This is a genomic window from Thalassovita gelatinovora (genome assembly GCF_001458355.1).
Lineage (GTDB): Bacteria > Pseudomonadota > Alphaproteobacteria > Rhodobacterales > Rhodobacteraceae > Thalassobius > Thalassobius gelatinovorus.
Map to the genome: position 1 here is coordinate 42,113 of NZ_CYSA01000003.1, position 22,350 is coordinate 64,462.

At 56.2% G+C, this 22,350-nt stretch carries 23 protein-coding genes and 1 tRNA gene; 17 read left to right on the forward strand and 7 right to left on the reverse strand.

Annotation, left to right across the window (positions count from 1 at the left end; translation table 11 throughout):
* Positions 1-15: 15 nt before the first annotated feature.
* Entirely contained in the window at positions 16-540 is a 525-nt protein-coding gene (locus TG4357_RS00530; protein ID WP_058260921.1) for a hypothetical protein, read from the forward strand.
* A complete protein-coding gene (locus tag TG4357_RS00535) occupies positions 540-1,952 on the forward strand; it encodes a 3'-5' exonuclease (protein ID WP_058260922.1) in 1,413 nt (470 codons plus the stop codon). Before TG4357_RS00530 ends, TG4357_RS00535 begins: the two co-directional genes overlap by 1 nt.
* A gap of 300 nt (positions 1,953-2,252) precedes the next feature.
* Here the strand turns inward: TG4357_RS00535 and TG4357_RS00545 are convergent, their stop codons facing one another.
* Positions 2,253-2,990 carry an RlmE family RNA methyltransferase gene (locus TG4357_RS00545; protein WP_058260924.1) on the reverse strand — a complete coding sequence of 246 codons (738 nt, stop codon included), beginning with the start codon at positions 2,988-2,990 and terminating at the stop codon, positions 2,253-2,255.
* A gap of 73 nt (positions 2,991-3,063) precedes the next feature.
* Positions 3,064-4,176: a Ppx/GppA phosphatase family protein gene (locus tag TG4357_RS00550; protein WP_058260925.1), complete on the reverse strand. Its 1,113-nt coding sequence runs from the start codon at positions 4,174-4,176 to the stop codon at positions 3,064-3,066.
* Between the two features lie 191 nt (positions 4,177-4,367).
* Here TG4357_RS00550 and TG4357_RS00555 point away from each other — a divergent pair, with 191 nt between their 5' ends.
* From TG4357_RS00555 to TG4357_RS00565, 3 genes are read left to right on the forward strand one after another with little or no spacing between them, the layout of a single operon-like run.
* On the forward strand, positions 4,368-4,670 hold the full coding sequence (locus tag TG4357_RS00555) for a virulence factor (RefSeq protein WP_058260926.1): 303 nt from the start codon (positions 4,368-4,370) through the stop codon (positions 4,668-4,670).
* Between the two features lie 32 nt (positions 4,671-4,702).
* Positions 4,703-5,638 (forward strand): methylenetetrahydrofolate reductase, encoded by a 936-nt coding sequence (locus TG4357_RS00560; RefSeq protein ID WP_058261144.1) that lies wholly within the window; start codon positions 4,703-4,705, stop codon positions 5,636-5,638.
* A 1-nt stretch (position 5,639) separates the two neighbouring features.
* Positions 5,640-6,698, forward strand: a complete 1,059-nt coding sequence (locus TG4357_RS00565; protein WP_058260927.1) for a methyltetrahydrofolate cobalamin methyltransferase — start codon at positions 5,640-5,642, stop codon at positions 6,696-6,698.
* Positions 6,699-6,867: 169 nt separating this feature from the next.
* Here the strand turns inward: TG4357_RS00565 and TG4357_RS00570 are convergent, their stop codons facing one another.
* The gene (locus TG4357_RS00570) at positions 6,868-7,476 is read right to left on the reverse strand and encodes a response regulator transcription factor (RefSeq protein WP_058260928.1); all 609 of its coding nucleotides are present in this window, start codon (positions 7,474-7,476) and stop codon (positions 6,868-6,870) included.
* 186 nt (positions 7,477-7,662) lie between these two features.
* Here TG4357_RS00570 and TG4357_RS00575 point away from each other — a divergent pair, with 186 nt between their 5' ends.
* Both TG4357_RS00575 and TG4357_RS00580 read left to right on the forward strand, forming a co-directional pair.
* Positions 7,663-8,205, forward strand: a complete 543-nt coding sequence (locus TG4357_RS00575; RefSeq protein ID WP_058260929.1) for a putative pterin-binding protein — start codon at positions 7,663-7,665, stop codon at positions 8,203-8,205.
* A 111-nt stretch (positions 8,206-8,316) separates the two neighbouring features.
* Positions 8,317-10,890 carry an ATP-binding protein gene (locus TG4357_RS00580; RefSeq protein ID WP_058260930.1) on the forward strand — a complete coding sequence of 858 codons (2,574 nt, stop codon included), beginning with the start codon at positions 8,317-8,319 and terminating at the stop codon, positions 10,888-10,890.
* 36 nt (positions 10,891-10,926) lie between these two features.
* On the opposite strand, the gene TG4357_RS00585 is transcribed toward TG4357_RS00580, so the two are convergent.
* On the reverse strand, positions 10,927-11,634 hold the full coding sequence (locus tag TG4357_RS00585) for a winged helix-turn-helix transcriptional regulator (RefSeq protein WP_074646776.1): 708 nt from the start codon (positions 11,632-11,634) through the stop codon (positions 10,927-10,929).
* A gap of 152 nt (positions 11,635-11,786) precedes the next feature.
* Between TG4357_RS00585 and mddA the strand changes: the two genes are divergently transcribed.
* Together mddA and TG4357_RS00595 are read left to right on the forward strand one after the other, a co-directional pair.
* Positions 11,787-12,524, forward strand: coding sequence for a methanethiol S-methyltransferase (mddA, locus tag TG4357_RS00590; RefSeq protein WP_058260932.1), 738 nt, complete (start codon positions 11,787-11,789; stop codon positions 12,522-12,524).
* Position 12,525: 1 nt separating this feature from the next.
* Positions 12,526-13,173, forward strand: coding sequence for an OsmC family protein (locus TG4357_RS00595; protein WP_074646778.1), 648 nt, complete (start codon positions 12,526-12,528; stop codon positions 13,171-13,173).
* Between the two features lie 296 nt (positions 13,174-13,469).
* Here TG4357_RS00595 and TG4357_RS00600 read toward each other — a convergent pair whose 3' ends face one another.
* On the reverse strand, positions 13,470-14,690 hold the full coding sequence (locus TG4357_RS00600) for an SGNH/GDSL hydrolase family protein (RefSeq protein ID WP_058260934.1): 1,221 nt from the start codon (positions 14,688-14,690) through the stop codon (positions 13,470-13,472).
* Between the two features lie 108 nt (positions 14,691-14,798).
* Positions 14,799-14,888: transfer RNA gene (locus tag TG4357_RS00605), tRNA-Ser, on the reverse strand.
* 306 nt (positions 14,889-15,194) lie between these two features.
* Between TG4357_RS00605 and TG4357_RS00610 the strand changes: the two genes are divergently transcribed.
* The 7 genes from TG4357_RS00610 to TG4357_RS00640 all read left to right on the forward strand — a co-directional run bounded on the left by TG4357_RS00610 (position 15,195) and on the right by TG4357_RS00640 (position 21,430).
* Positions 15,195-16,013 carry a DUF2059 domain-containing protein gene (locus TG4357_RS00610; protein ID WP_058260935.1) on the forward strand — a complete coding sequence of 273 codons (819 nt, stop codon included), beginning with the start codon at positions 15,195-15,197 and terminating at the stop codon, positions 16,011-16,013.
* 244 nt (positions 16,014-16,257) lie between these two features.
* Complete coding sequence (locus TG4357_RS00615) at positions 16,258-16,863, forward strand: 50S ribosomal protein L21 (RefSeq protein WP_058260936.1); 606 nt, start codon at positions 16,258-16,260, stop codon at positions 16,861-16,863.
* Positions 16,864-16,885: 22 nt separating this feature from the next.
* Entirely contained in the window at positions 16,886-17,155 is a 270-nt protein-coding gene (rpmA, locus tag TG4357_RS00620) for a 50S ribosomal protein L27 (RefSeq protein ID WP_058260937.1), read from the forward strand.
* 250 nt (positions 17,156-17,405) lie between these two features.
* On the forward strand, positions 17,406-17,945 hold the full coding sequence (locus TG4357_RS00625; RefSeq protein WP_058260938.1) for a GNAT family N-acetyltransferase: 540 nt from the start codon (positions 17,406-17,408) through the stop codon (positions 17,943-17,945).
* A gap of 48 nt (positions 17,946-17,993) precedes the next feature.
* Complete coding sequence (gene obgE / locus TG4357_RS00630) at positions 17,994-19,031, forward strand: GTPase ObgE (RefSeq protein ID WP_058260939.1); 1,038 nt, start codon at positions 17,994-17,996, stop codon at positions 19,029-19,031.
* Positions 19,019-20,125: a glutamate 5-kinase gene (proB, locus tag TG4357_RS00635; protein ID WP_058260940.1), complete on the forward strand. Its 1,107-nt coding sequence runs from the start codon at positions 19,019-19,021 to the stop codon at positions 20,123-20,125. Before obgE ends, proB begins: the two co-directional genes overlap by 13 nt.
* A 45-nt stretch (positions 20,126-20,170) precedes the next feature.
* Positions 20,171-21,430 carry a glutamate-5-semialdehyde dehydrogenase gene (locus TG4357_RS00640; protein ID WP_058260941.1) on the forward strand — a complete coding sequence of 420 codons (1,260 nt, stop codon included), beginning with the start codon at positions 20,171-20,173 and terminating at the stop codon, positions 21,428-21,430.
* A 6-nt stretch (positions 21,431-21,436) separates the two neighbouring features.
* On the opposite strand, the gene TG4357_RS00645 is transcribed toward TG4357_RS00640, so the two are convergent.
* Complete coding sequence (locus TG4357_RS00645) at positions 21,437-22,030, reverse strand: histidine phosphotransferase family protein (RefSeq protein ID WP_058260942.1); 594 nt, start codon at positions 22,028-22,030, stop codon at positions 21,437-21,439.
* A gap of 26 nt (positions 22,031-22,056) precedes the next feature.
* Between TG4357_RS00645 and TG4357_RS00650 the strand changes: the two genes are divergently transcribed.
* Complete coding sequence (locus TG4357_RS00650) at positions 22,057-22,239, forward strand: DUF3553 domain-containing protein (protein ID WP_058260943.1); 183 nt, start codon at positions 22,057-22,059, stop codon at positions 22,237-22,239.
* Positions 22,240-22,350 lie beyond the last annotated feature (111 nt).

The following is a 22,350-nucleotide window of genomic DNA, read 5'->3' on the forward strand; positions in this document are numbered from 1 at the left end:
CGGGAGAGGAAAAAGATGTTTCTGGAACTGATTGCAACCTTTGTGGCCGGGATTGCGGCGGCGGGCGTGATGTTGTTGCTGAACAAGGGCATGGGCGGACGGTTGCCGCGCTGGCTGATCCCGGTTGCCGCCGGAGCAGCGATGATCGCGGCGACGATTTCCAATGAATATGGCTGGTATGGAAGGACAACGTCTGGTCTGCCCTCTGAAATTGTTGTGGCCCAAACTGTTGAAAGCAAGGCCATGTATCGCCCCTGGACCTATCTGCATCCGTTTGTCACCCGGTTCATGGCCGTCGATACCGCGTCCATCCGAACCAATCCTGCGGTGCCGGATCAGAAAATGGTCGACCTACTGTTTTTTGGCCGCTGGTCGCCGGTCCGATCATTGCCGGTTCTGGTCGATTGCGCCAACCGCCGTCAGGCGTTGCTGGCCGCAGGTGCGGCATTCGACGAGGCCGGGCAGGTGACTGATGCTGTTTGGTCCGCTCTTGCACCTGAACATGGGCTATTCGTGGCTTTATGCGTCGAGGCGAACTGATGTTCCTGCATCTTGGCCTGCGTCTTCGTATCTTCCTTTTCTTCGCTCTGGTCGCACTTGGCGGAATCGCCGCGATCTTTGCTGGGCTTTATGTCGGTTATCTCAAGGCGCTGTCGGGGGATCTGTTGTCGGCTTTCGTGCAGGCCGGAACGATTGCGGCTTTCGGTATTCTGGGGTTGGCGGCGGGGGTCTGGCTGCTGTTCGACGAACATGTCGCCAAACCGATCGAACGTCTTTCGGCGCGGCTGCGCGTTGGGGCGCATGCCGGGGTGTCCGGCGGCATAGACGATGGCGCTGCGCGGTATCTTGGTGATCTGGGGCCTGCTGCCGAAGCGGTGACGCGGCAACTGTCGGAAAACGCCCTCGACAGCGCGGGTGAAATCGCCCTGAAGACAGAACAATTGCGACAGGAAATGAACCGGTTGACCGCGCTTTTGTCCGATATCCCGGTGGCGATGGTGCTGATCAATGCCCGGCACCAGATCGTGCTTTACGATTCCCAATCGGCAGCGGTGCTTGGGCAGGTCCACACGCCCCGCCTGAACGCATCGATTTTCGATTATTTCAAACGCGCTGCCATTGAAACGGCATGGGCCAAGCTGATCAAAACCGGTCAGGAGGTGGCGTTTACTGCCAATGGCGCTGAGGGTGAACAGGATTTCGAACTGCGGATGAAGCCGCTGGACCAAGGGTCGGGCTATATGCTGATTATCGACGAAGCCCATGCGACGATAGAACCCGAAGCCGCGCGACCGCTGATTTACGATTTCGATCTGCTGCAACTGGCAGAAGGCAGTTCAGCCGATGAAACCCGCTTGTCCGATCTGACTTTCGTGGTGTTTGACAGCGAAACCACGGGGTTGCTGCCGCATAAGGACGAAATTGTGCAGCTTGGCGCGCTGCGCGTGGTGCGGGGCAAGATCGTTCAGGGTGAAGCGCTGGATATGCTGGTAAACCCGATGATGCCGATCCCGCCGGGGTCGACAAGGGTGCACGGGATCACCGACGCGATGGTGGTGGATGCGGCCCCGATTGACCGCGCGGTGAATGCATTTCACAAATTCGCCCATGACGCGGTGATCGTTGCCCATAACGCCCCGTTCGACATGGCCTTCATGCACCGGCATGGCAATCGGCTGGGGCTGAGTTGGGACCATCCGGTGTTGGATACGGTTCTGGCCTCGGCGGTGCTGTTCGGGGCCAGTGAGAGCCACACATTGGACGCGCTTTGTGATCGGTTAGGGGTGGAAATACCCGTGTCGCAGCGCCACAGCGCGATGGGGGATGCGCGTGCAACGGCGTTGGTATTGTGCCGCATGCTGCCGATGCTGGAAGCGCGTGGCATTGCGACCTTCGGAAACCTTCTGGCAGAGATGCGCAAGCATGGTCGAATGCTGAAAGACCTGAATTAAGCGGCGGGAGTTTCCCTGCTTTCGCTGCGAAAGCGATCAAAATCCGCCACAATTAACCGCGATCATATCTGCCTAGACAAAGGCGAGGCGGAAAATGCACCCTAAGATCACCGATATGAAACGTGCCCGTCTCGGGCGTCTGTTTGAATTGATCCGCCAGAAAAATCTGTCGGACCAGAGACGTAGACATTGTGAAGAACCGCTGAAAGTCCCGCAGGCCGCCGCGTTATGCCATGCTGCGAGCGAAAGCCTGAGTCCGTTTTCGCAACGGTCCTATCGGGCTTGAACTGCGCCCAAAGACTAGTCTTCTTCCGTCTTGGCGTCGCCGCGAAAACCGGTGGCGACAACGAATTTTTCCGAACTGTCTGATCGCGACGCGGGCGGTTTCACATTCACCACCTTGGTGAATTTTTGTTTCAGCAGCTTTTGCAACTCGCCCTCGGCGCCACCGGCCAGAACCTTGGCGACAAAAGTCCCGCCATCTTCCAGCACGTCGAAGGCGAAATAGGCCGCCGCTTCGCACAAGGCGATGATGCGCAAATGGTCGGTCTGTTTATGCCCCGAAGCCGAAGCGGCCATATCCGACATTACCACATCGGCCTTACCGCCCAGCCAATCCTTGACCTTCTGGTCGGCATCGTCTTCCATGAAATCCAACTGATGGGTTTCGGCCCCGGCAATCGGTTCGACCTCTTGTAGGTCGACGCCCAGAATTGTCCCGACTTTCTTGCCCTGTTTTTCGCCCAGCGCATTGATACGGCCCACCGCGACCTGACACCAGCCGCCCGGGGCGCAGCCCAGATCGACCACCCGTGCACCGGGTACGAGGAAACGGAATTTGTCGTCCAGTTCCAGTATCTTGAAGGCCGCGCGTCCGCGATATCCTTCGGCCTTGGCGCGTTTGACATAAGGGTCGTTCAACTGACGCTGCAACCACAGGGTCGAACTCATCTTGCGCCCGCGGGCGGTCTTGACCTTTACGGTCAGGTCACGCTGACCGCGTCCTGATGTGTTTTTGGTGCCTGGTTTCTTTGCCATGGTCTCAACTATTCGTTTTATGGGGCCGGAGGTGAATTTTCTGGCCCGGAATCAAAGTGGTTTAGGTCTTTTGTCAGAACGGGCCGTCTTCCAGAACCCCGTCCGCGCTCATTTGAGCATATAGCAGACCTTCGCGCAGGCCGCGATCAGCCACTGACAACCGGTCGGTGGGCCAGCAACGCAGCAGTGCCTGAAGGATTGCGGCGCCCGACATGATCAGCGCCTGCCGGTCCTGACCGATGCGCGGATCGCGGCGCCGACCTTGCGGGCCCAGCGTCAGATAGTTGCGGATCACCTTGTCGATTTGATCCGAGGACATGCGCAGCCCGTCTACTTTCGTCCGGTCATAACGTTTCAACCCAAGATGCGACGCCGCCACCGTGGTCACGGTGCCGCTGGTGCCGACGATCTGAAACCCTTCGCGCACCTGTTCATTGGCATAGGGTGTAAATTCGGACAGGTTTTCTTCGAAAAACCAGCTCATCAGCGCGAACCGGGCGGAATCGTCTTCGACATCGCGGAACTGATCGCGCAACGTCGCCACCCCCAGCGGCACACTGATCCAATCGACCACCTTGGCAGCCGGAAAGGGGCTGTCGCTGGGATGGAAACCGGCATGCAGCCGCATGATTGCCCGCGGTCGATCCCGGTTGGGGACCGATCTCAGGTCGATCCAGACAAGTTCGGTCGATCCGCCGCCGATATCCACCACGAGCAACTGTTCGGTCTTGGTCGACACCAAAGGAGCACAAGAAATCACGGCCAGCCGAGCTTCTTCCTCGGGCTGGATGATTTCCAGTTGCAACCCGGTGTCCCGGCGGACCTGACGGATGAATTCGCGGGAATTCTTGGCGCGGCGACAGGCCTCGGTGGCCACCAGACGCATGCGCGTGACTTTGTGGCGCTTCAGCTTTTGCTGACAGATGCGCAATGCCTGAGTGGTGCGCGCCATCGACGCCCGGCTGAGACGGCCGGTCGTTTCCAAGCCCGATCCCAGTTGGACGGACTTGGAAAAACTATCTACCACATGAAACTGGCTGCCCTTCGGTTGGGCAATCAGCATGCGACAACTATTGGTCCCCAGATCCAGCGCAGCATAAAGCTCAGCTGTATCCGGCGGTTTCGGCGCGGGGCTCTCAACCGGTTTTGGGAATGCGCCCGCACCTTTGGGACGCTTGGGCGCCATAACTACACGCCCTCCATTTCGAGTTACCCTAAAGGTAGTGACAAGTTTGTCATTGCGCAAGCGCCACGTCGGCAAATCTGCCGCGATGCAGTATTTGGTCGCTCGTCGTCGCGGGAATGTCGAAAACCGTCCTCTAGGGGTAAATCTGCCGGTTTAAGCATGAAGGTGTACAAAAGGGGAATCATACGACCATGCCCGATGTCACCATCGTTTTTTGGCGCGATATTCCGGCGCAAGTGATCGTCGGAAAAGGACGCCGTGGTACCAAGAAGCCCTTGGCCGAACGGTTCGAGCAAGCCATCGATCGCGCCGCAATGAAGGTGGGGGCCTCTGATACGGATGCCTATCTGGCGGAATGGCGCAAAGCGGCCCCTTACGAGATCGAAGGCGATCCGGTTGAGATCGTTAAAAGCGAAGCGGCGCGGCTGGAAGACGAATATGATCAACCGCGCCTGAAGGCATTGATCGACAATGAAGGATGGGATCAGGCGTGAGCCTCGATCCGGTGAAACTGAAGGAAACCATGATGGCATTGCTGAATTTCCGCAAACGCGAAGACAGACCGGCACTGACACTCACGCCTCAGGTCGAAGCGTTCTTGCAGGGCTATTCGATCGAAGTGATGCCGCGCACTGCGGCCAAGGTGGACAATTTCCGCGATCTGCTGCCCAGTGGCACCCGTGTCTATATTGCCCATATCGATGGTACCCCGATCGAGGAAATGGTTGAAACCGCGGCGCGGTTGACCGACGAAGGCTTCGACGTGATGCCGCATTTCCCAGCCCGAATTATCAAGGACAGGGCAACGCTGGAAAACTGGATCAACCGCTACCAGACCGAAGCGGGTGTCAAACAGGCGCTGCTGCTGGCTGGTGGCGTGACCCAAACGGCGGGGGAATTCCATTCTTCGATGCAGCTTCTGGAAACCGGGTTGTTCGATAAGGCCGGGTTTGACCGTTTACATGTGGCCGGTCATCCAGAAGGCAATAAGGATATCGATCCCGATGGTGGGGATGCCACAGTGATGGAAGCGCTGCGCTGGAAGCAGAAATTTTCAGAACGCACCGATGCAAAAATGGCGCTGGCGACGCAATTCTGCTTTGAGGCCAAGCCGATCATCGCATGGGCGGATCGTTTGAGGTCAGAAGGCATCGACCTGCCGATTCATATCGGTATTGCTGGTCCGGCAAAACTGCAAACCCTGATCAAGTTTGCCGTAGCCTGTGGTGTTGGCCCGTCGCTGCGTGTCTTGCAAAAACGCGCAATGGACGTGACCAAGCTGCTGCTGCCTTATGAACCGACCGATGTGATTGCCGAATTGGCTGCGCACAAAGCGGCACATCCAGATTTCAACATCGAACATGTCCATTTCTTCCCGCTGGGCGGCATCAAGACCAATGCCGGCTGGGCGATTGAAAACGGCGGCGCTTCGGCGGTTCCCGCCATCCAACAAGGAATTTAAAATGACCCGCACCATCGTTGAATCGAAAACCAAGACCGCGATCATCGGCTTTGATCAGCCCTTTTGCGTAATCGGTGAGCGGATCAATCCCACAGGGCGCAAGAAACTGGCGGCCGAACTGGAAGCGGGCGATTATTCCACCGTGGAAAAGGATGCAGTCGCTCAGGTCGCTGCGGGGGCGACCGTTCTCGATATCAATGCGGGGGTGGTTTACAATTCCAATCCCAATCCTAATGAAACCGAACCGCCACTGATGCGCGATCTGATCAATCTGGTGCAGGGATTGGTCGATGTGCCACTTTGCATCGACAGCTCGGTGCCCGCAGCGCTGGAAGCGGGGCTGGAAGCCTGTGAAGGGCGTCCATTGTTGAATTCTGTCACCGGAGAAGAAGATCGGCTGGAATTCGTATTGCCGCTGGTGAAGAAATACAATGTGCCGGTGGTGGCGATTTCCAATGATGATACCGGAATTTCCGAAGACCCCGATGTGCGGTTCGCGGTCGCCAAGAAGATCGTCGAACGCGCCGCCGATTTCGGCATTCCCGCGCATGATATCGTGGTCGATCCGCTGGTGATGCCAATCGGCGCGATGGCGACAGCGGGCAATCAGGTGTTTCAACTGGTCCGGCGTCTGCGCGAAGAACTGGGGGTCAATACCACCTGTGGCGCTTCGAATATTTCCTTCGGGCTGCCCAACCGGCATGGCGTCAACAATGCTTTTCTGCCGATGGCAATGGGGGCAGGCATGACCAGTGCGATCATGAACCCAGTGGCTTTGCCCATTTCACAGATCAAAATCGCCGAGAAAAAAGCGCTGATAGAAGCGGCGGGCATCATTCTGCCTGAGGATATGGATGACGAAGACTTCGTGCAGATGTTTGGTATGGGATCGACCCAGCCGCGCGCGGGGTCAGAAATGGAGGCGATCCGTGCTGCAAACCTGTTGACCAATAATGATCCGCATAGCAGCGCATGGATCCGATCCAACAAGTCCCCCGAGTCAGCAGGGTCAGCCGAAGGCCGCGGTCGTCGTGGTGGGGGCCGCCGCCGCCGCGCTTGAGCATTTGAAATCACGAGGTCATGTCATGTTCAAAGGGGCGACATCCGGTGCGCTGTCAATAAGTCTTGTGTGTTTTTCCGGGGATGTTCGGTCAACCAATGGCCGTTTTGCATTCGTGCAAGGCGGTACTTGGTTTGTTGGCTTCCGATCCTGCTTTCGGCGCTCTGGGTCAAATCAGGTCTATATCCCGCGCGATCATCGCCGCATGGGTGCGGTTGCGCGCCTGAAGTTTGCGGCTGAGCGTTTTGACATGCAGCTTGATCGTCACTTCCTGCACATCCAGATCGCGGGCGATTTCCTTATTCGCCTTGCCTTCGCAAATTCCGCGCAACACATCCATTTCGCGCGGCGTCAAATTGGGATTTTGGCCGTCGTTTCGATCCGATTCCAGAAATTGTTGCGGTGCGTAAACGCCACCGCCAAGCAAATGGCGCACCGCGCTGATCAGGGTTTCCGGGGCAATTGTTTTGGGCAGGAAGCCCGCAGCCCCCGTGGCCAGCGCACGCCTTGCAACATCGGGCGAGGCCGTGCCTGAAATGATAGCGACCGGATGGTCGGCATTCGTTTCCAGCGTTTGTAACAGCCCTTCGGGCAATGTCATGCCTGGCATTTTGTAGTCTAGGAGGACCAGATCGTAGGTGCCATTTTTTTGGATCAGGTCAAGACTTTCATCAAGGTTGGAGGCTTGATCGACGCTGAATTCTCCAGCGTTACGAATATAATCGGCAAGCGTTTCCCGGACCAGATCGTGATCATCGGCAATCAAAATTCTTTTCATATGAAATGCTCCACCAATTTACCGGAAGTTGGCACGTATATTTCACCTTGGGACCGATGAACCACTTTGATATCAATCACATTCAAATAGATGTTGGAGCATACCCTATACCTTGGAATAGGGCTATAGACAGCATTGTATTTTCTGGCGATCTTTCGCGCATCTTTGTTGGGGTATTGAACAGGCATGTCACGCATCATTTCCACCGTCCTAGCCGCCGCTTTCACGTTTGTAGGCTGGGCAAGTGTCGCCGTGGCCGAAGGTTTACCCGTCAATACGACGGATCAGGACCAATCTGTTAACGCGCAAGAACAGGAATTTCTACTTGAGTTTATGTATCCACCGGGGGCCGAACGTGAAGCGGTGTATATGACTTTGGATGATTTGCAAAATTTGCCTCATGCAGGTTTCGAAACGACAACCATATGGACCGAAGGCTTACAAACGTTCGAAGGGGTCTGGCTAAAAGATTTGGTGAGACATCTTGAGGTAAGCGAAGGCACATTGGAGCTGAGCGCCCTGAACGAATATCTGATCGAGATGAATGTCGAGGAAATCGCCGACAGCCACGCACTTGTTGCCTATATGCGAAATGGCAAGCCCATGACTGCACGCGAAAAGGGGCCGCTTTGGATCGTGTTTCCTTATGACAGCGACCCGAAGTTTCAATCCGAAACCGTTTACGCCCGTAGCATCTGGCAGTTGGACCGCATTTCACTGCTGCAATAGCCCATCCGGACGACAATCAACCCAGCCCCTTCAGTGCGGTGCAAACCGATTTGAAGGGTTGCTGCATTGATTTAAATAAACTGTTTTGAGGAATGAAAAAGGGAGGATTGCATGCGCGGACGGCAGGAGTTGAGGCGCAAATTCCGCTGGATTCACATTTTCCTGCTTTGCGTTGCCGTTAGTGTGACACTCGTTCTGTCGATCCAGCTTTGGGCCTTGTCGGCGCAAAAGATCAAGGATTTGCGCAGCTCAAAAACGGATAACGTGGTTTGGACTCTGGGCCAGCTTGAAGTCGAATTTCAGCAGCTCGAACTCAGTTTGCAAAATCTGGTTCTGACACAAGGCGATCCAAGTGCCGCCGCAGCAGAGGTCCGGCGGCGTTTCGATGTTTATTACAGCCGGGTCGAAATTCTAAGCGACAGCCCGCTGTATCAGATGGCGTTGGTTGCGAACGACAATGTTGTCACGTTGCAGCAATTCAAGAAGCAAAATGATCGGTTAGCACCGCTTATAGATGCGCCAGACGACCTGCTGGCAGAAAACGCCGCCCGTTTATACGCCGAATTCAATGCGGTTGAAAAACTGGTGCGGCAGGTTTCTGTCAGGGGAAATGCGGTCTGGGCTGCGCAGGGAGAAAAGGCCCGCGACGAAGTCGGTGCCATCATGTTTCGGTTGTCGATCGTGACGGTGATCCTGATGGCGTCCCTAGGCATGTTGGCGGTGCTACTTTTTCGGCTCAATTTGCAGAATGCCAAAAGCGCCAGGGAACATAAAGCCACCTCGGTGCGGTTGAGCGAAGTCTTGGGGACCACATCAGATGCGCTTGTCGTGACCGACGGAAACGGCCGTATCGTTGAATTCAACCGCGTCGCCGAGGAACTTTTGAAAACCGAAAGGGGGGCAGCTTTGGGGCAGGCTTTTGACCGCTGCTTACTCAATGAACGCGGAGATTTCGCCCGTTTGCCCTTTGTGTCCAGCGGCCGGATATCCGGATTGCAATTGCACCTTAAATCTGCAGATGGACGAGTGATCCCGGTAGAAGTTTCTCAGGGTGTGGCCAAGATAGAAACCGCCAAGTTCCACGTCTATTTCCTGCGTGACATCACCGAACGGAAAAACGCCGAACGGGCGCTGCGGCAATCCCGCGACCGGGCGCAGGCAGGGGAACGGGTGAAATCGCGTTTTCTGGCAGTGATGAGCCATGAAATGCGCACCCCTCTCAATGGTATCTTGGGCGTCGTCGATCTGATGCGCGATGGTCAGAATCTGACTGCGCGGGAATTCGACCATTATCTTGATCTGTTGCAGAATTCCGGTCAGACGCTGCTGACGCATGTCAATGATGTGCTGGATATTACCCAGTTGGAAGCAGACGATATTACCCTGAGCGAAGGCAGGTTTGATTTTGATGTGCTGCTGGAACGGTTGATTGCACCAATGCAGCTTGTGGCGGCGCGTCGCGGAAATCAGCTTTTGCTGGAAAAACCCCCTGAAAGTCTGGGCTGTTTCATTGGTGATGAAAAACGACTGCATCAGGTCTTGCTGAACCTGCTTGGGAATGCGGTGAAGTTCACCGAAAACGGGGTTATCACCGTCACTGTGAACGCTTCCCGGATAAAGGGACAGGACACGACCGAACTGGAAGTTCAGATTTCCGATACCGGGGTCGGTGTTGCAGAGGATGAACAAACGCGCATTTTCGACGATTTTGTCCGGATCGAAGACCAGACGAGGGAACAGCGCGAAGGCACCGGGTTGGGGCTTGGAATTGCAAAGCGCATCGTCACCGCGATGGGGGGCGATATCGGGGTGGAAAGTATTTTTGGTGAAGGCAGCGTTTTTTGGATCCGTATTGCTTTGCGACCGGCAAAAATGGCCGAAAGGCTTTCACCGGACGAAGACGACATGGCTGTACCGGAAAAAGCGCTGTCGGTCCTGATCGTCGAAGACAATCCGACCAACCGTTTCGTGCTGAGTGAATTGCTGACACGGGACGGCCATCGGGTGGCCGAGGCCGTCAACGGCAAGGACGGGGTGGAGATAGCGCGTCAGGAGCCATTCGACGTCATTTTGATGGATGTCAGCATGCCGGTCATGGGGGGGCTCGAAGCCGCGCGTCTGATCCGCATGGGCGGAGCCTCGTGCGAAAGCCGGATTGTTGCGGTGACGGCCCATGTCTTTGATCAAGACACGACAGAGTTCCGCGATGCGGGAATGGATGCGGCGGTGTCCAAGCCGATCAGCCGCAAAAGCATAAGGGCGGTGTTGACCGGCGAAGGCAGGATGGATGCCGACCGCAATGACACCGCCCTGCTGGATCGGATACATCTGCGCCAGGTCATGCAAAGCCTAGGCCCGCAAAAGGGGCACAAGCTGATCGAGGATTTCTGCCTCGAAGCCCGGGATGTGTTGGCCGGTCTAGATCAAACCGATTGGCAAACGTCCGGCGATATCGCCATCAGGCTGCACCGGTTGGCCGGTACGGCGGCACTTTCGGGGGCGAAGCGTTTCCGTACAGCGCTGAACCAGATGGAAAGCAGCCTGCAAGCCGGAGATCGTCAGGACCTTAGCAAGTGGGCTCCGTTTCTTTCATCGCTTTGGGCAGAAACACGGGCTGAACTGAAAGACTTTCTGGCTGACGCTGACAGTTCTGATTTGTCCGACCGAAATAACGCGAGACTCTAAATCAAAAAACTGTGCCGTTAGGTATTTCCCCCACTTTTAATGGAGCATTGCCGAAGCAGGGCGTACCCCTACAAAAGGAGATTGCGCCATCCAGTCTTGCGCTGTGTTGATCAGATGCCTTGGACCGTCAAGGAAAACGGTCTTTGCCTCGGTCGCATCCGCAACCGATAAATCCCCCAACCAAAGCGCAATCAGATCTGCAAGTGTTGCCGTAAGATAAACATCAACTTCATGTCCGGGGTCGGTGGGGCACAAGTCGACAGCATCGCCATTCGCAATGACCCACCATGTGTTCAGATCATTACGATCTGAAATTTGCACCAAGATCACGGTTTCCCCGTCCGGCAAGCCTTCTGTATTCAGGGTACGGTGAAAATCCCACATGAATCCGCCGACATCGCAGTCTTGCGCGGCGATGACGCGTTTGCGCCACCGCATGCCCCAGACGGCCATGTTTTCGACTATGGGTCCAAGTTCCCGGCCCGAGCGCGTCAGCTTGTATTCGGTCACTTGCCCTGTTGGCGCTGCCTTTCGAATGATGATTTCAGCGGCTTCCAGCGTCTTGAGTCGCTTGCTCAGGATTGAAGGGGACATCCGCGGGATCGCGTTTTGAAAGCCGCTGAAACGTGTCGTTCCCAGAAACATCTCGCGCAGCAACAACAGGGTCCACTTGTCCCCCAGTATTTCAGCGGATGCCATCGCTGGGCACAGGCTGCCTGATGCATTCTTCGTTTTGTGGGTCATCGGGCAAGTGTACTGTGTTCGAGGGCGCCCTGACTACTACGGATTCAGTAGTCGTTTAGTACGCAATGAGAAGTATCTTCCCTCTCTTGATGCGCACATCCTAAGGCCGAACCCGGTATTGTCGGGTAAATTCCTGATGAAAGGAGGTCGGCATGGGCCGCTCAATTACATTCATCTACGGTGTCGTCACCTACGTCATTTTTCTGGTGACTTTCCTTTATTCCATTGCGTTTGTCGGAAACCTCCTTGTGCCCAAATCCATTGATTCCGGTACGCAGGGGCCTGTGGCTGTGTCCATTGTGATCAATCTGGCGCTATTGTCAGTCTTTGCTCTGCAACACAGCATTATGGCCCGCCCAGCCTTCAAGCGGATTTGGATGAAAATCATTCCCAGGGCCGCCGAACGCAGCACCTACATCCTGACGACGTGCGTTGCCCTGATCCTGATATTCGTATTCTGGCAACCGATACCGATGCCGGTTTGGAACTTGGCCAATACACTTGCAGGATCGGTGGTGTCTTTGCTCTTTTGGGTCGGATGGTTGATCGTTCTGAGTTCCACTTTCATGATCGACCATTTCGATCTGTTTGGCCTGAAACAAATCTATGCGAACCTGCGGACCCGGCAGGCAACCCGACCGGGATTTATCAAGGTCGGTCTGTACAGACTGGTGCGTCATCCCATAATGACAGGTTTTCTGATCGCCTTTTGGGCCGCCCCCGTCATGACCATTGGGCATCTTTTGTTCGCAGTGGTGACAACCGGGTACATCATCATTGCCGTATTGCATCTGGAAGAAAAGGATTTGATCGCCGAGATGGGCGATGACTATCTGGAGTACCGGCGCGAAGTGCCCGCATTCGTTCCGGGTTTTGGGCGGGGGCAGTAAGATGACACTTGATTCCAAACACCTCGGTCATATCCGTTCATTCTCAGATGCTGGCTCGCTTAGCGCTCTCGATAGGCAAATGCCCCTGCGCACCCGATATCAAAGCGCGCCCGACGCGGCTTGGGTGCATGATCACGCCCGGACGGTAGACGCAGAGGTCCCGGCAACACATCCAGTTCATGCGCATGTCGTTTGCGGCGAAGGGATCCCCTTGGATATACCCGTATCCGTCCACAAGGCCGTCGGTGGTGAAAGTGATTTTCCATGCCCCGGTGAAATTTTGGCCGCCGCTTTGGCAAGTTGTCTTGACACCGCGATCCGCATGATTGCCAATCTCAAGGGGATTGAGCTTGCGCATCTCGAAGTGAAGGTCAGTCTAGGTGCAGACGTACGTGGAACACTCATGACAGGCGATAACGTGCCTGTCGGATTTCAATCCGCGCAGATTATGGTCGACATCAGGTCAGAAAACGGGGTGCCAAAGGCGCACCTGAACGCCTTGCTGGACGCGGCAGAACGGAGCTGTGTCATATTGCAGACATTGCGGGCGCCGCCATCCGTGCGGATAGAACGATGCGTCGATGACCACGACGAGACAGATCAATCTCTCGCAAGTCTGAGAAACGCGCGAAAGTTGGTGATGCCCTGAGGGGCGGCATATCATGGCGGTGTTCACCGGCTAGGCGTAGACCTGCCCGACGTGCTGACGCTGGCCCTGTCGTCGCCCTCACAGAGCGTCTTGGACGTTCTGACCGGGGGAAGGGCTAGGCGACATTGACCTTGCCGCCGTGGCGGTCTTGGCGGTGCCTCTGTGGGCACTACCCGTTGCGGACCGTCCCACCGTTGCGGCCCTGTGCAAACACCCCTGACAAGCTTTCCCTAAGTGCCAAAGGCAACTGACCCCGGTTTGCGTTCACCGTCGCAACCGGGGTTTCTCTTGCCCGTCTATTCTTCAACGAATCGTAGCAAGACTTCGATGCAAAGTGTTCCAGCGTTTGCGGCCTTCTTTGCGCGCTCAATTAGATAGTAGTCGAATGCCATCATAGGTGTCGTTGTTTCACCGCGTGCTGCCATCATCTCCGCCGCCTGAACCACCCGCAGTAATTCCGAAATGTCTAGCAAGTGCGGGAAGCCGCCGGTTTCAGCCATAAAACTCTTGATGAACTCAAGGCCGTATTTCTGTGGGTCTTCAATGAGATCCAAGTCTGGTATCAGAACGATTGCGTGCGCAGGTTTGTCGCGTGTGATAGAAAGAACTTTCCCATCACGGTCAGTTATTTCTTCGCCTTCCTTTAGCTTCCTGATTCCGCCTCGAAGCTGTTTGAACGCCTTATCAATATGCGATGAAACATCCCGTTGAAGTTTTGGCCGCGAAGGGAGCCGTTCGCGAGCAAGTATGGAAAGCGTCTTGGATTCAACCAGCGTAGCACCGTAGTCGTAACTCAACAAAATGTCGGTGAGTTCACGCGTCTCGTTCTTTTTGTAGGGGCGCTGCGGACTATGATAGGCACCCGAAGGGTGAAGACTGTCTGTGAGCCAGATGCCGATTTGTTCTTGCTGGTTGCCTTCGTCTTGATCGAAAACGTCTATAAGACTTGAATTGGCCGCAGCCGTTATGAAGTGGTTGCGTATGGGCTTCCAATCATTCTTGCCACCGATTTCGAGTATCATCCAATCAACGTTTGCGCCGTCACTGCTGCCCAGCTTGTCCAAGAGTTTCGCTGCTTTGCCCTTGACCGCTCTGTGATCGACATCGCCTAGCGATGAACCTTGAGAAAGGTTAATTAGCCTTTCCGCAGTTTCTATTGGGGGATAATCGTTCCACGCTACGTTGACGGCAATCTCATTGAACAAGAACGCGACCATCGGTTGCGCTTGCGCCAAGCCGCGAATGGCATCCAATTCCTCTTGGCGCTCAGCGACCGACCAAAGTATGCCGCCGTCGTTTTCATCATCAAACACACGCAGCGCATACAGAAGTCGTCCTTCGCAAGATGCAAACGCAAGTTGCATTCGTGCTCCGAGGACTATGTATTTAATAAGTAAGGTGCTGCCCTTGATGAGTAGAGTCGGTTCTTGGCCATCACGCCCTGCGGAATAGTCGAACCGGATCAGTTGTGGGACCGCCAAAAACTCGTCGCGGTTAGGACCAGAAAGAATGTGCATAGTGATGTCCTAACGTAGATAGAACAAAAAGTAACTGGCTGAAAAACATAAGTAGATTGTTAGTAGACTTTGCGTCCCGCCTGATTTCTCAATGAAATCAACGGCAAGTGGCGGAGAGACAGGGATTCGAACCCTGGGTGGGCTTGCACCCACAACGGTTTTCGAGACCGCCCCGTTCGACCACTCCGGCACCTCTCCGCGGGGGTCTGTGGAAGGTGCGTTTAATCACTCTTTCTTTGGGTGGCAAGAGCGTTTCGTGCGAAATGCAAAACTTTTTCGGACCGCTTCTCAAAGAACCGTCACGGCCGGGAATGGCGGCACCGCATCGCTGTTCTTTCTGGGGGTAGGGGGGGTAACCGTCCTGTTTGGTCGGTGGTTTTGTCTGAAACCATGCGGCCAAGCTTGAGCCAGCCTGCCACCTGCGCTAGGTGTAATGAACAAGTACCGCCACAGTAAGGGTCGTTTCCTATGTCGATCCGTCCGCCTATCCCGCCCGGAGGATCGATGCGAAAAATCCTGTTTATTTTAAGTCTGTTCGTTTTGAGCGCTCAGTCCGCCGTGGCTGCGTCGCGGATCGAAATTGAGGCGTTGTTCGACCTGTTGTCGATGGACGCAATGTTCGAGGTGATGCGCGAAGAAGGGCTCGTTTACAGTGACGATCTGGCCGATGACATGCTGCCGGGGGGAACCGGACCGGGCTGGCAGAACATTGCACGGCGCATTCATGATCCGGCAAAGATGCGGACCATCGTACAGGCCGAATTCGAAGCAAGTTTCGGTGATGCCGATGCTGCGCCGTTGCTGGATTTCTTCGCCAGCGAGACCGGCCAAAAGATCGTGGCACTGGAGGTGCAAACCCGTCGTGCCTTTCTGGACGAAGCCGTCAGCGACAAGGCCTTGGAACTGTTTCACGAACGACAGGAACCCTATGATCCGCATCTGCAGGCGATTGCGGATTATGTCGAGGCCAATGAGTTGATCGAATATAACGTGACGGGCGCTTTGAATTCCAATTTCATGTTTTACCGCGGACTTGTAGAAGGTGGTGCCTTCGCCATGTCGGAACAAGACATCTTGCGCGAAGTCTGGACCGGAGAAGATGACACGCGGGTCGAGACCCGGGATTGGCTCTTTTCCTTTCTGATGGTCGCCTATGAACCGTTGAATGTTGAGGCGATCGCATCCTATGTCGATTTGTCCAAAACCACTGAAGGACAGGCGTTGAATCGGGCGCTGTTTGCCGGATTTGACGAGATGTACAAGGCGATTTCGCTTTCGCTCGGGATGGCCTTGGCACGGCAGATGCAGGGCGAAACGCTTTGAGGCGTCCGTCGTAATCCACTTCGGGTGCGATGCCTTTGTGCTTGTTCGCGAAACTTCGGGGCAGGCTGGTCAATATGGCTTGACTTCTGGGGCCGAACCGACAATAAGCGCCCATCTCGGGCAGGGTTTTCTCTGCCCTTGTTTGTTGTAATGACTGTCTGACAAGACGCGCTGTTCGCGGTGGCCTGTGCCGAAACTCCCATGACTGGGGACCAAAGAACGCGGTAAAACGAAGGAAAAGCATATGTTTGCGGTCCTAAAAACCGGCGGCAAGCAGTACAAGGTTCAATCGGGCGATATGCTCCGTGTTGAAAAGCTGGCTGCCGATGCGGGTGAAAAAATCCAATTCAATGAAATTCTGATGCTGGGCGGGGACGATATGGTCGTCGGCGCGCCTTTGGTTGATGGCGCTGCGGTTCAGGCCGAAGTTGTCGATCAGATCAAAGGCGAAAAGTTGATCCATTTCGTCAAGCGTCGCCGGAAGCACAGCTCGAAGCGCACCAAAGGTCACCGTCAGCAACTGACGCTGATCAAGATCACCGACATCCTGGCCTCGGGCGCGGATGCGTCGGGCGTCAAGGCTGCCATCGGTGCCGGTTCGGTTTCGTCTTCTGCGGCTCCTGCCGCTGCCAAACCCGCCAAGAACGCTGCAGCCAAGGCCGACGCGCCGGCCGCCGCTGCGGGTGCCGACGACCTGACCACCATCACCGGTGTCGGTCCGGCCGCCGCCAAGAAGCTGGCCGAAGCCGGCATCACCACTTTTGCACAGCTGGCTGCTGTTGACGTCGATACGTTCGAAGTCAAAGTTAAACCCGAATGGGTTGAGCAGGCCAACGAGCTGGCGAAGTAAGATAGGTTAAAGGAGACACCCCATGGCACATAAAAAAGCTGGCGGTTCATCCCGTAACGGTCGCGACTCTGCTGGTCGCCGCCTTGGCGTCAAGCTCTTCGGTGGCCAAGCAGCCATTCCGGGCAACATCATCGCGCGTCAGCGCGGCACCAAATGGTGGCCGGGTGAAGGCGTTGGCATGGGCAAGGATCACACGATCTTTGCCACCATCGAAGGCAAGGTGACTTTCCACAAAGGCCTGAAGGGCCGCACCTTTATTTCGGTCATGCCAGCCGCGGAGGCCGCCGAATAAGCCGATCGTTTCGGATGACGAAATTGGGGGATCGGCTAAGATGCCGGTCCCCCTTTCCGTTTTAAGGACTTATGGCTGAATGAAATTTGGCGGCAACCGCACGAAAGATTGAGTGGCGGACGATCTTGTTTCAGATCGTACCATTGCCATCTGTTTGACATCTCGACGAACTATTCTGGCGTTCCAATCGGTTGGAGGAACCGGGAACGTACCACGTAGGTCGGTGAATGCTATTTGGAGGAGTATGTTTATGATGCTCGAAACTGTGCCGCAACAGGCGGTCATCGAAACGGAACGGTTCGATCTGCGCCCGTTGCGCAAATCGGATAAGGGATTGATTGAAATGCATGGCGGCGACAAGCGTGTTGCCCGCTTCACCCGGTCGATTCCACATCCGCTGCCGCCGGGGGCGGCAGACGCTTTCATCGCCCGCGCGTTGTCGGATGCGCGCAGCGAAGATGTCTGGGCGATCGACGGAACCAAATCGAATGCCGGCGAATTGATGGGAATCATTTCGTTGCAACACATGGATCGCGATCAGTCTCAGATCGGCTACTGGGTGGCCCCGCCATATTGGAATACTGGCATCGCGTCAGAAGCTGTGACTGCCCTGATTGAAGCCAATCCGCAGAACTGCAATACGCTGTTTGCCGAAGTGTTTCAGGACAACGCGGCGTCGGCGCGGGTCTTGACCAATTGCGGTTTTGAATATCTGGGTGACGCCGAAACTTTTTCGGTTGCCCGCAACGCCAAGGTCGCAACCTGGACCTATAGCTGTCGATTGGATTAAGCAAAGACCGGATTGAGCATCCCCGGGCCTTTGCGATAGGAGAGACGTATGAAATTTCTTGATCTCGCAAAGGTCTATATTCGTTCGGGTTCCGGTGGGAATGGCTGTGTCAGTTTCCGCCGCGAAAAATATATCGAATATGGCGGCCCCGACGGCGGCGATGGCGGCACTGGCGGCTCTGTTTGGGTCGAAGCGGTCGATGGGCTGAATACGCTTATCGATTTTCGCTATCAGCAACATTTCTTTGCCAATAACGGTATTCCCGGCATGGGGCGGCAACGCACCGGGGCGGATGGTGACGACATTGTCCTGCGGGTGCCGGTGGGGACCGAAATCCTTGATGAGGACGAAGAAACCCTGATCGCCGATATGACCGAAATCGGTCAGCGCGTGTTGCTGGCCAAAGGCGGCAATGGCGGCTGGGGCAACCTGCATTTCAAAAGTTCCACCAACCAAGCGCCGCGCCGGGCCAATCCGGGGCAGGAAGGGGTCGAACGGACCCTTTGGCTGCGGTTGAAGCTGATCGCCGATGTTGGCCTGTTGGGGCTGCCAAATGCCGGCAAATCGACTTTTTTAGCCGCCACGTCGAACGCACGACCGAAGATCGCTGACTACCCGTTCACCACGTTGCATCCCAATCTGGGTGTGGTGGGCATTGACGGGGTGGAATTTGTCGTCGCGGATATTCCGGGCCTTATCGAAGGGGCCAGCGAAGGCCGCGGTTTGGGGGATCTTTTCCTTGGTCATGTCGAACGCTGTTCTGTTCTGCTGCATCTGGTCGATGGCAGTTCAGGCACATTGATCGAGGATTACCATACCATCATAGGCGAATTGGAAGCCTATGGTGGGGCCTTGGCCGACAAGCCACGGGTGACGGTGCTGAACAAGATCGACACGATGGATGAAGAAGAACGCGAGTTCCTGAAGGCTGAAATGGAAGAGGCCTGCGGCGGCGCGGTCCTGTTGATGTCAGGGGTTTCGGGCGAAGGAACCGACACCGTGTTGCGGGCGTTGCGCGCACAGATCGACGACAACCGTCTGCGCCATAAGATCCCCGAAGAAGAGGACGAAACGTGGCGTCCCTGAGCCAAGCACAACGGGTTGTAATCAAGATCGGTTCGGCGCTTCTGGTGGATCGTCAGACCGGCCAGTTACGCGCCGATTGGCTGCGCGGATTGGCCGAAGATCTGGTCTGGCTCAAGGGGTTGGGGATGGATGTGGTTCTGGTGTCTTCGGGATCCATCGCTCTGGGACGCGGTGTGCTGGGACTGCCAGCCAGCGAATTGCCGCTGGAACAGTCTCAGGCTGCTGCTGCCGTTGGGCAAATCCGTCTGGCCCGCGCCTATGAAGAAGTGCTTGCGCCGCATGGCATCACTACCGCCCAGGTTCTGGTGACGCTGGAAGACAGCGCTGATCGCCGCAGGTATCTCAACAGCCGCGCGACGCTGGAAACGCTTATCCGGTTGGGTGTGGTGCCGATCGTGAACGAAAACGACACCATTGCGACCGATGAAATTCGCTATGGCGACAACGATCGGTTGGCCGCGCAGGTTGCCGTCACCGTCGGGGCGGATCAACTGATCCTGTTGTCGGATGTGGATGGTTTCTATTCCGCCAATCCGCAAACCGACCCGACCGCCCGGCGTTATGAGGTGATCGACGCCATCACGTCCGAGATCGAGGCAATGGCGGGCGATGCCGGGTCAGGCCTGTCCAAGGGCGGCATGAAAACCAAACTGATGGCGGCCAAGACCGCCACCGGCGCGGGCTGTGCCATGGCGATCAGCGAAGGGTCGGTGATGAACCCGCTGCGGGCGCTGGAAAACGGTGCCAACGCGACATGGTTCATTGCCCATGGCAATCCTCTTGAGGCCCGCAAAGGTTGGATCGCGGCGATGAAACCGAAGGGCGAAGTCGTGTTGGATTCCGGTGCCGTCAAGGCGCTGCAAAGCGGCAACAGCCTGTTACCAGCGGGCGTTTCGGGGATCGCCGGCGTGTTTGGGCGTGGCGACCCGGTGGCGATCCTTGGGCCGGATGGGCACAAGTTGGGGCAGGGGCTGACGCGCTATACCGCGCAGGAAGCCTTTACCATCAAAGGACACCGCTCGGACGAGATCGAGGATTTGCTGGGTTATCCGGGCCGCGCCGCATTGATCCACCGCGATGATATGGCGCTGTGACCGGACGCCATGATAGAATGAACGGAAGATTCCGAGGGCCACGACATGAAAGACATCGACGATATTCCCGCCCTGATGGCCGGGATCGGAAAACGCGCCAAGGTGGCTGCGGCGGAACTGGGTTTTGCCAGTGCCGAGACCAAGCGCCAAGCACTTGAAGCGGCCGCCGATGCGGTTTGGTCCAATCGGGCCGAGATCATCGAGGCCAATGGCGACGACATGGCGTTCGGCCGCGACAAGGGGTTGAGCCCGGCGATGTTGGACCGGCTGAAGCTGGACGAAGATCGCATTCAGGGCATTGTGAACGGTCTGCGTGCGGTGGCAGCGCAGGATGATCCGGTGGGCGAAGTGATCACCGAATGGGATATGCCGACGGGCCTGCATATCCGCCGGGTCCGCACGCCGCTGGGCGTGATCGGCGTGATCTATGAAAGCCGCCCCAACGTGACCGCAGATGCCGGGGCCTTGTGCCTGAAATCGGGCAATGCGGTGATCCTGCGCGGCGGATCGGAAAGTTTCCATTCCAGCCGGGCGATCCATGCTTGTCTGGTCGCCGGGTTGAAAGCTGCGGGTTTGCCCGAAGACGCGATTCAACTGGTGCCGACCCGCGACCGTACAGCGGTGCAGGAAATGCTGACCATGACCGACACTATCGATGTGATCGTACCACGCGGCGGCAAAGGCTTGGTCGGATTGGTGCAGCGCGAAGCGCGGGTGCCGGTTTTCGCCCATCTTGAAGGGATCGTGCATATCTTCGTCGATAAAGCCGCAGATCCGGCAAAAGCCTTACGCGTTGTGTTGAACGCTAAAACCCGCCGTACCGGTATATGCGGGGCCGCCGAATGTCTGCTGATCCATGCCGATATCGCCGAAACTCTTGGTGCGGACCTGATCCGCGCCTTGTTAGAGGCGGGTGTCGAGGTGCGTGCCGAAGGCCTGCCAGTGGACGGTGTCGTCCCGGCGACCGAAGAAGACTGGGGTAAGGAATATCTCGACAGTATCATTGCGGCCAAAGTGGTTGCGGATGTCGATGACGCCATCGCTCATATCCGCCGCTATGGGTCCAAACATACCGACTGCGTGATTACCGAAGATGATACCGTTGCAGCACGGTTTTTTGAACGCTTGGACAGCGCAATCCTGATGCGCAATGCCTCGACCCAGTTCGCCGACGGTGGCGAATTTGGCATGGGGGCCGAAATCGGTATCGCCACTGGAAAAATGCATGCCCGTGGACCGGTCGGCGCAACCCAGTTGACCAGTTTCAAATATCTGGTCGAAGGCGATGGCAGCATCCGCGACTGAGCGGTTTCAAAACGTGATGGTGATGGTGCCGTCGCTGACTTCGACTTCTGCTGCCCGGCCGAGCTGTTCCAGCGCGTCGGGCAACAGCGCAAAATGCACCTGATTGGCGGTGATGTCGCCGGGGCGCCAAGGGCCTTGCCACAGCGCCGTATCCCAATCCACCCGCCGTCCGCTGCCCCGGATGTGCCAGCGGTCTGCAGCTTGGTCAATTGTGATCTTGCCGCCGAACGGCAGCGCACTTTCCATGCAAAGCACCGCCAAAAAAACTGCCCGTGCTTCGCGCCTTTCGTAGTCCGTGGTCGGCAGCCATTCGAACGAAAGGCGACCACTTCGCGTCAAATCGTTCAAAATTTGCTGCACGTCTTTTGCGCTTAGGATCTGACCATTCGAAGCTAGCCCGAAAGCGACACGAAAAAACCGGATTCGCGCATTGGCGCTTTCCAGACTTTCGGTAATCAATTGCATTTCCGGGGAATGGGGGGTGGAGGGTTCCATCTGAAGCAGTTCTAATCCGTTGCCAATCGCCCCGATCGGGCTGATAAGATCGTGACAAAGGCGCGATGCGATCAACTGGGGCAAGTAGGAATTATTCTGCTCCATGTCTGTTCCCCCGAAAGGATGAAATGATGACGAACCTGAATAGCTTTCTGGAACCGGGAATGCGGGTGCGACATCCAACCCAGCCCGATTGGGGCATCGGGCAGGTGCAGTCGAATATCGGCGGTAAAATTACGGTTAATTTCCGTGAAGCTGGAAAAGTTGTCATTGAGGGGTCTCGTATAGAATTGGTACCCGTTTTTGATGAATGAGATAGGTTAGTAAATCACTAACACCACTCTAGAGTGTTATTTTGGCTTTGAAAGCTCGCAATGGTGCGCCCGGTTGCCAAGCCACGCCTGCTTGCCTAAAACCCCAGTCTA

Excerpts from the sequence above, each read along its gene's own strand:
- rpmA (WP_058260937.1), top strand. The coding sequence starts at position 16,886 with ATGGCACATAAAAAAGCTGGCGGTTCATCCCGTAACGGTCGCGACTCT.
- TG4357_RS00610 (WP_058260935.1), top strand. The coding sequence starts at position 15,195 with ATGCGAAAAATCCTGTTTATTTTAAGTCTGTTCGTTTTGAGCGCTCAG.
- TG4357_RS00545 (WP_058260924.1), bottom strand. The coding sequence starts at position 2,990 with ATGGCAAAGAAACCAGGCACCAAAAACACATCAGGACGCGGTCAGCGT.
- TG4357_RS00580 (WP_058260930.1), top strand. The coding sequence starts at position 8,317 with ATGCGCGGACGGCAGGAGTTGAGGCGCAAATTCCGCTGGATTCACATT.
- TG4357_RS00600 (WP_058260934.1), bottom strand. The coding sequence starts at position 14,690 with ATGCACATTCTTTCTGGTCCTAACCGCGACGAGTTTTTGGCGGTCCCA.
- TG4357_RS00585 (WP_074646776.1), bottom strand. The coding sequence starts at position 11,634 with ATGACCCACAAAACGAAGAATGCATCAGGCAGCCTGTGCCCAGCGATG.
- TG4357_RS00550 (WP_058260925.1), bottom strand. The coding sequence starts at position 4,176 with ATGGCGCCCAAGCGTCCCAAAGGTGCGGGCGCATTCCCAAAACCGGTT.
- TG4357_RS00625 (WP_058260938.1), top strand. The coding sequence starts at position 17,406 with ATGATGCTCGAAACTGTGCCGCAACAGGCGGTCATCGAAACGGAACGG.
- TG4357_RS00615 (WP_058260936.1), top strand. The coding sequence starts at position 16,258 with ATGTTTGCGGTCCTAAAAACCGGCGGCAAGCAGTACAAGGTTCAATCG.
- TG4357_RS00565 (WP_058260927.1), top strand. The coding sequence starts at position 5,640 with ATGACCCGCACCATCGTTGAATCGAAAACCAAGACCGCGATCATCGGC.
- TG4357_RS00555 (WP_058260926.1), top strand. The coding sequence starts at position 4,368 with ATGCCCGATGTCACCATCGTTTTTTGGCGCGATATTCCGGCGCAAGTG.
- TG4357_RS00560 (WP_058261144.1), top strand. The coding sequence starts at position 4,703 with ATGGCATTGCTGAATTTCCGCAAACGCGAAGACAGACCGGCACTGACA.
- TG4357_RS00595 (WP_074646778.1), top strand. The coding sequence starts at position 12,526 with ATGACACTTGATTCCAAACACCTCGGTCATATCCGTTCATTCTCAGAT.
- mddA (WP_058260932.1), top strand. The coding sequence starts at position 11,787 with ATGGGCCGCTCAATTACATTCATCTACGGTGTCGTCACCTACGTCATT.
- TG4357_RS00530 (WP_058260921.1), top strand. The coding sequence starts at position 16 with ATGTTTCTGGAACTGATTGCAACCTTTGTGGCCGGGATTGCGGCGGCG.
- TG4357_RS00535 (WP_058260922.1), top strand. The coding sequence starts at position 540 with ATGTTCCTGCATCTTGGCCTGCGTCTTCGTATCTTCCTTTTCTTCGCT.
- TG4357_RS00575 (WP_058260929.1), top strand. The coding sequence starts at position 7,663 with ATGTCACGCATCATTTCCACCGTCCTAGCCGCCGCTTTCACGTTTGTA.
- TG4357_RS00650 (WP_058260943.1), top strand. The coding sequence starts at position 22,057 with ATGACGAACCTGAATAGCTTTCTGGAACCGGGAATGCGGGTGCGACAT.
- TG4357_RS00645 (WP_058260942.1), bottom strand. The coding sequence starts at position 22,030 with ATGGAGCAGAATAATTCCTACTTGCCCCAGTTGATCGCATCGCGCCTT.
- TG4357_RS00570 (WP_058260928.1), bottom strand. The coding sequence starts at position 7,476 with ATGAAAAGAATTTTGATTGCCGATGATCACGATCTGGTCCGGGAAACG.
- TG4357_RS00640 (WP_058260941.1), top strand. The coding sequence starts at position 20,171 with ATGAAAGACATCGACGATATTCCCGCCCTGATGGCCGGGATCGGAAAA.
- obgE (WP_058260939.1), top strand. The coding sequence starts at position 17,994 with ATGAAATTTCTTGATCTCGCAAAGGTCTATATTCGTTCGGGTTCCGGT.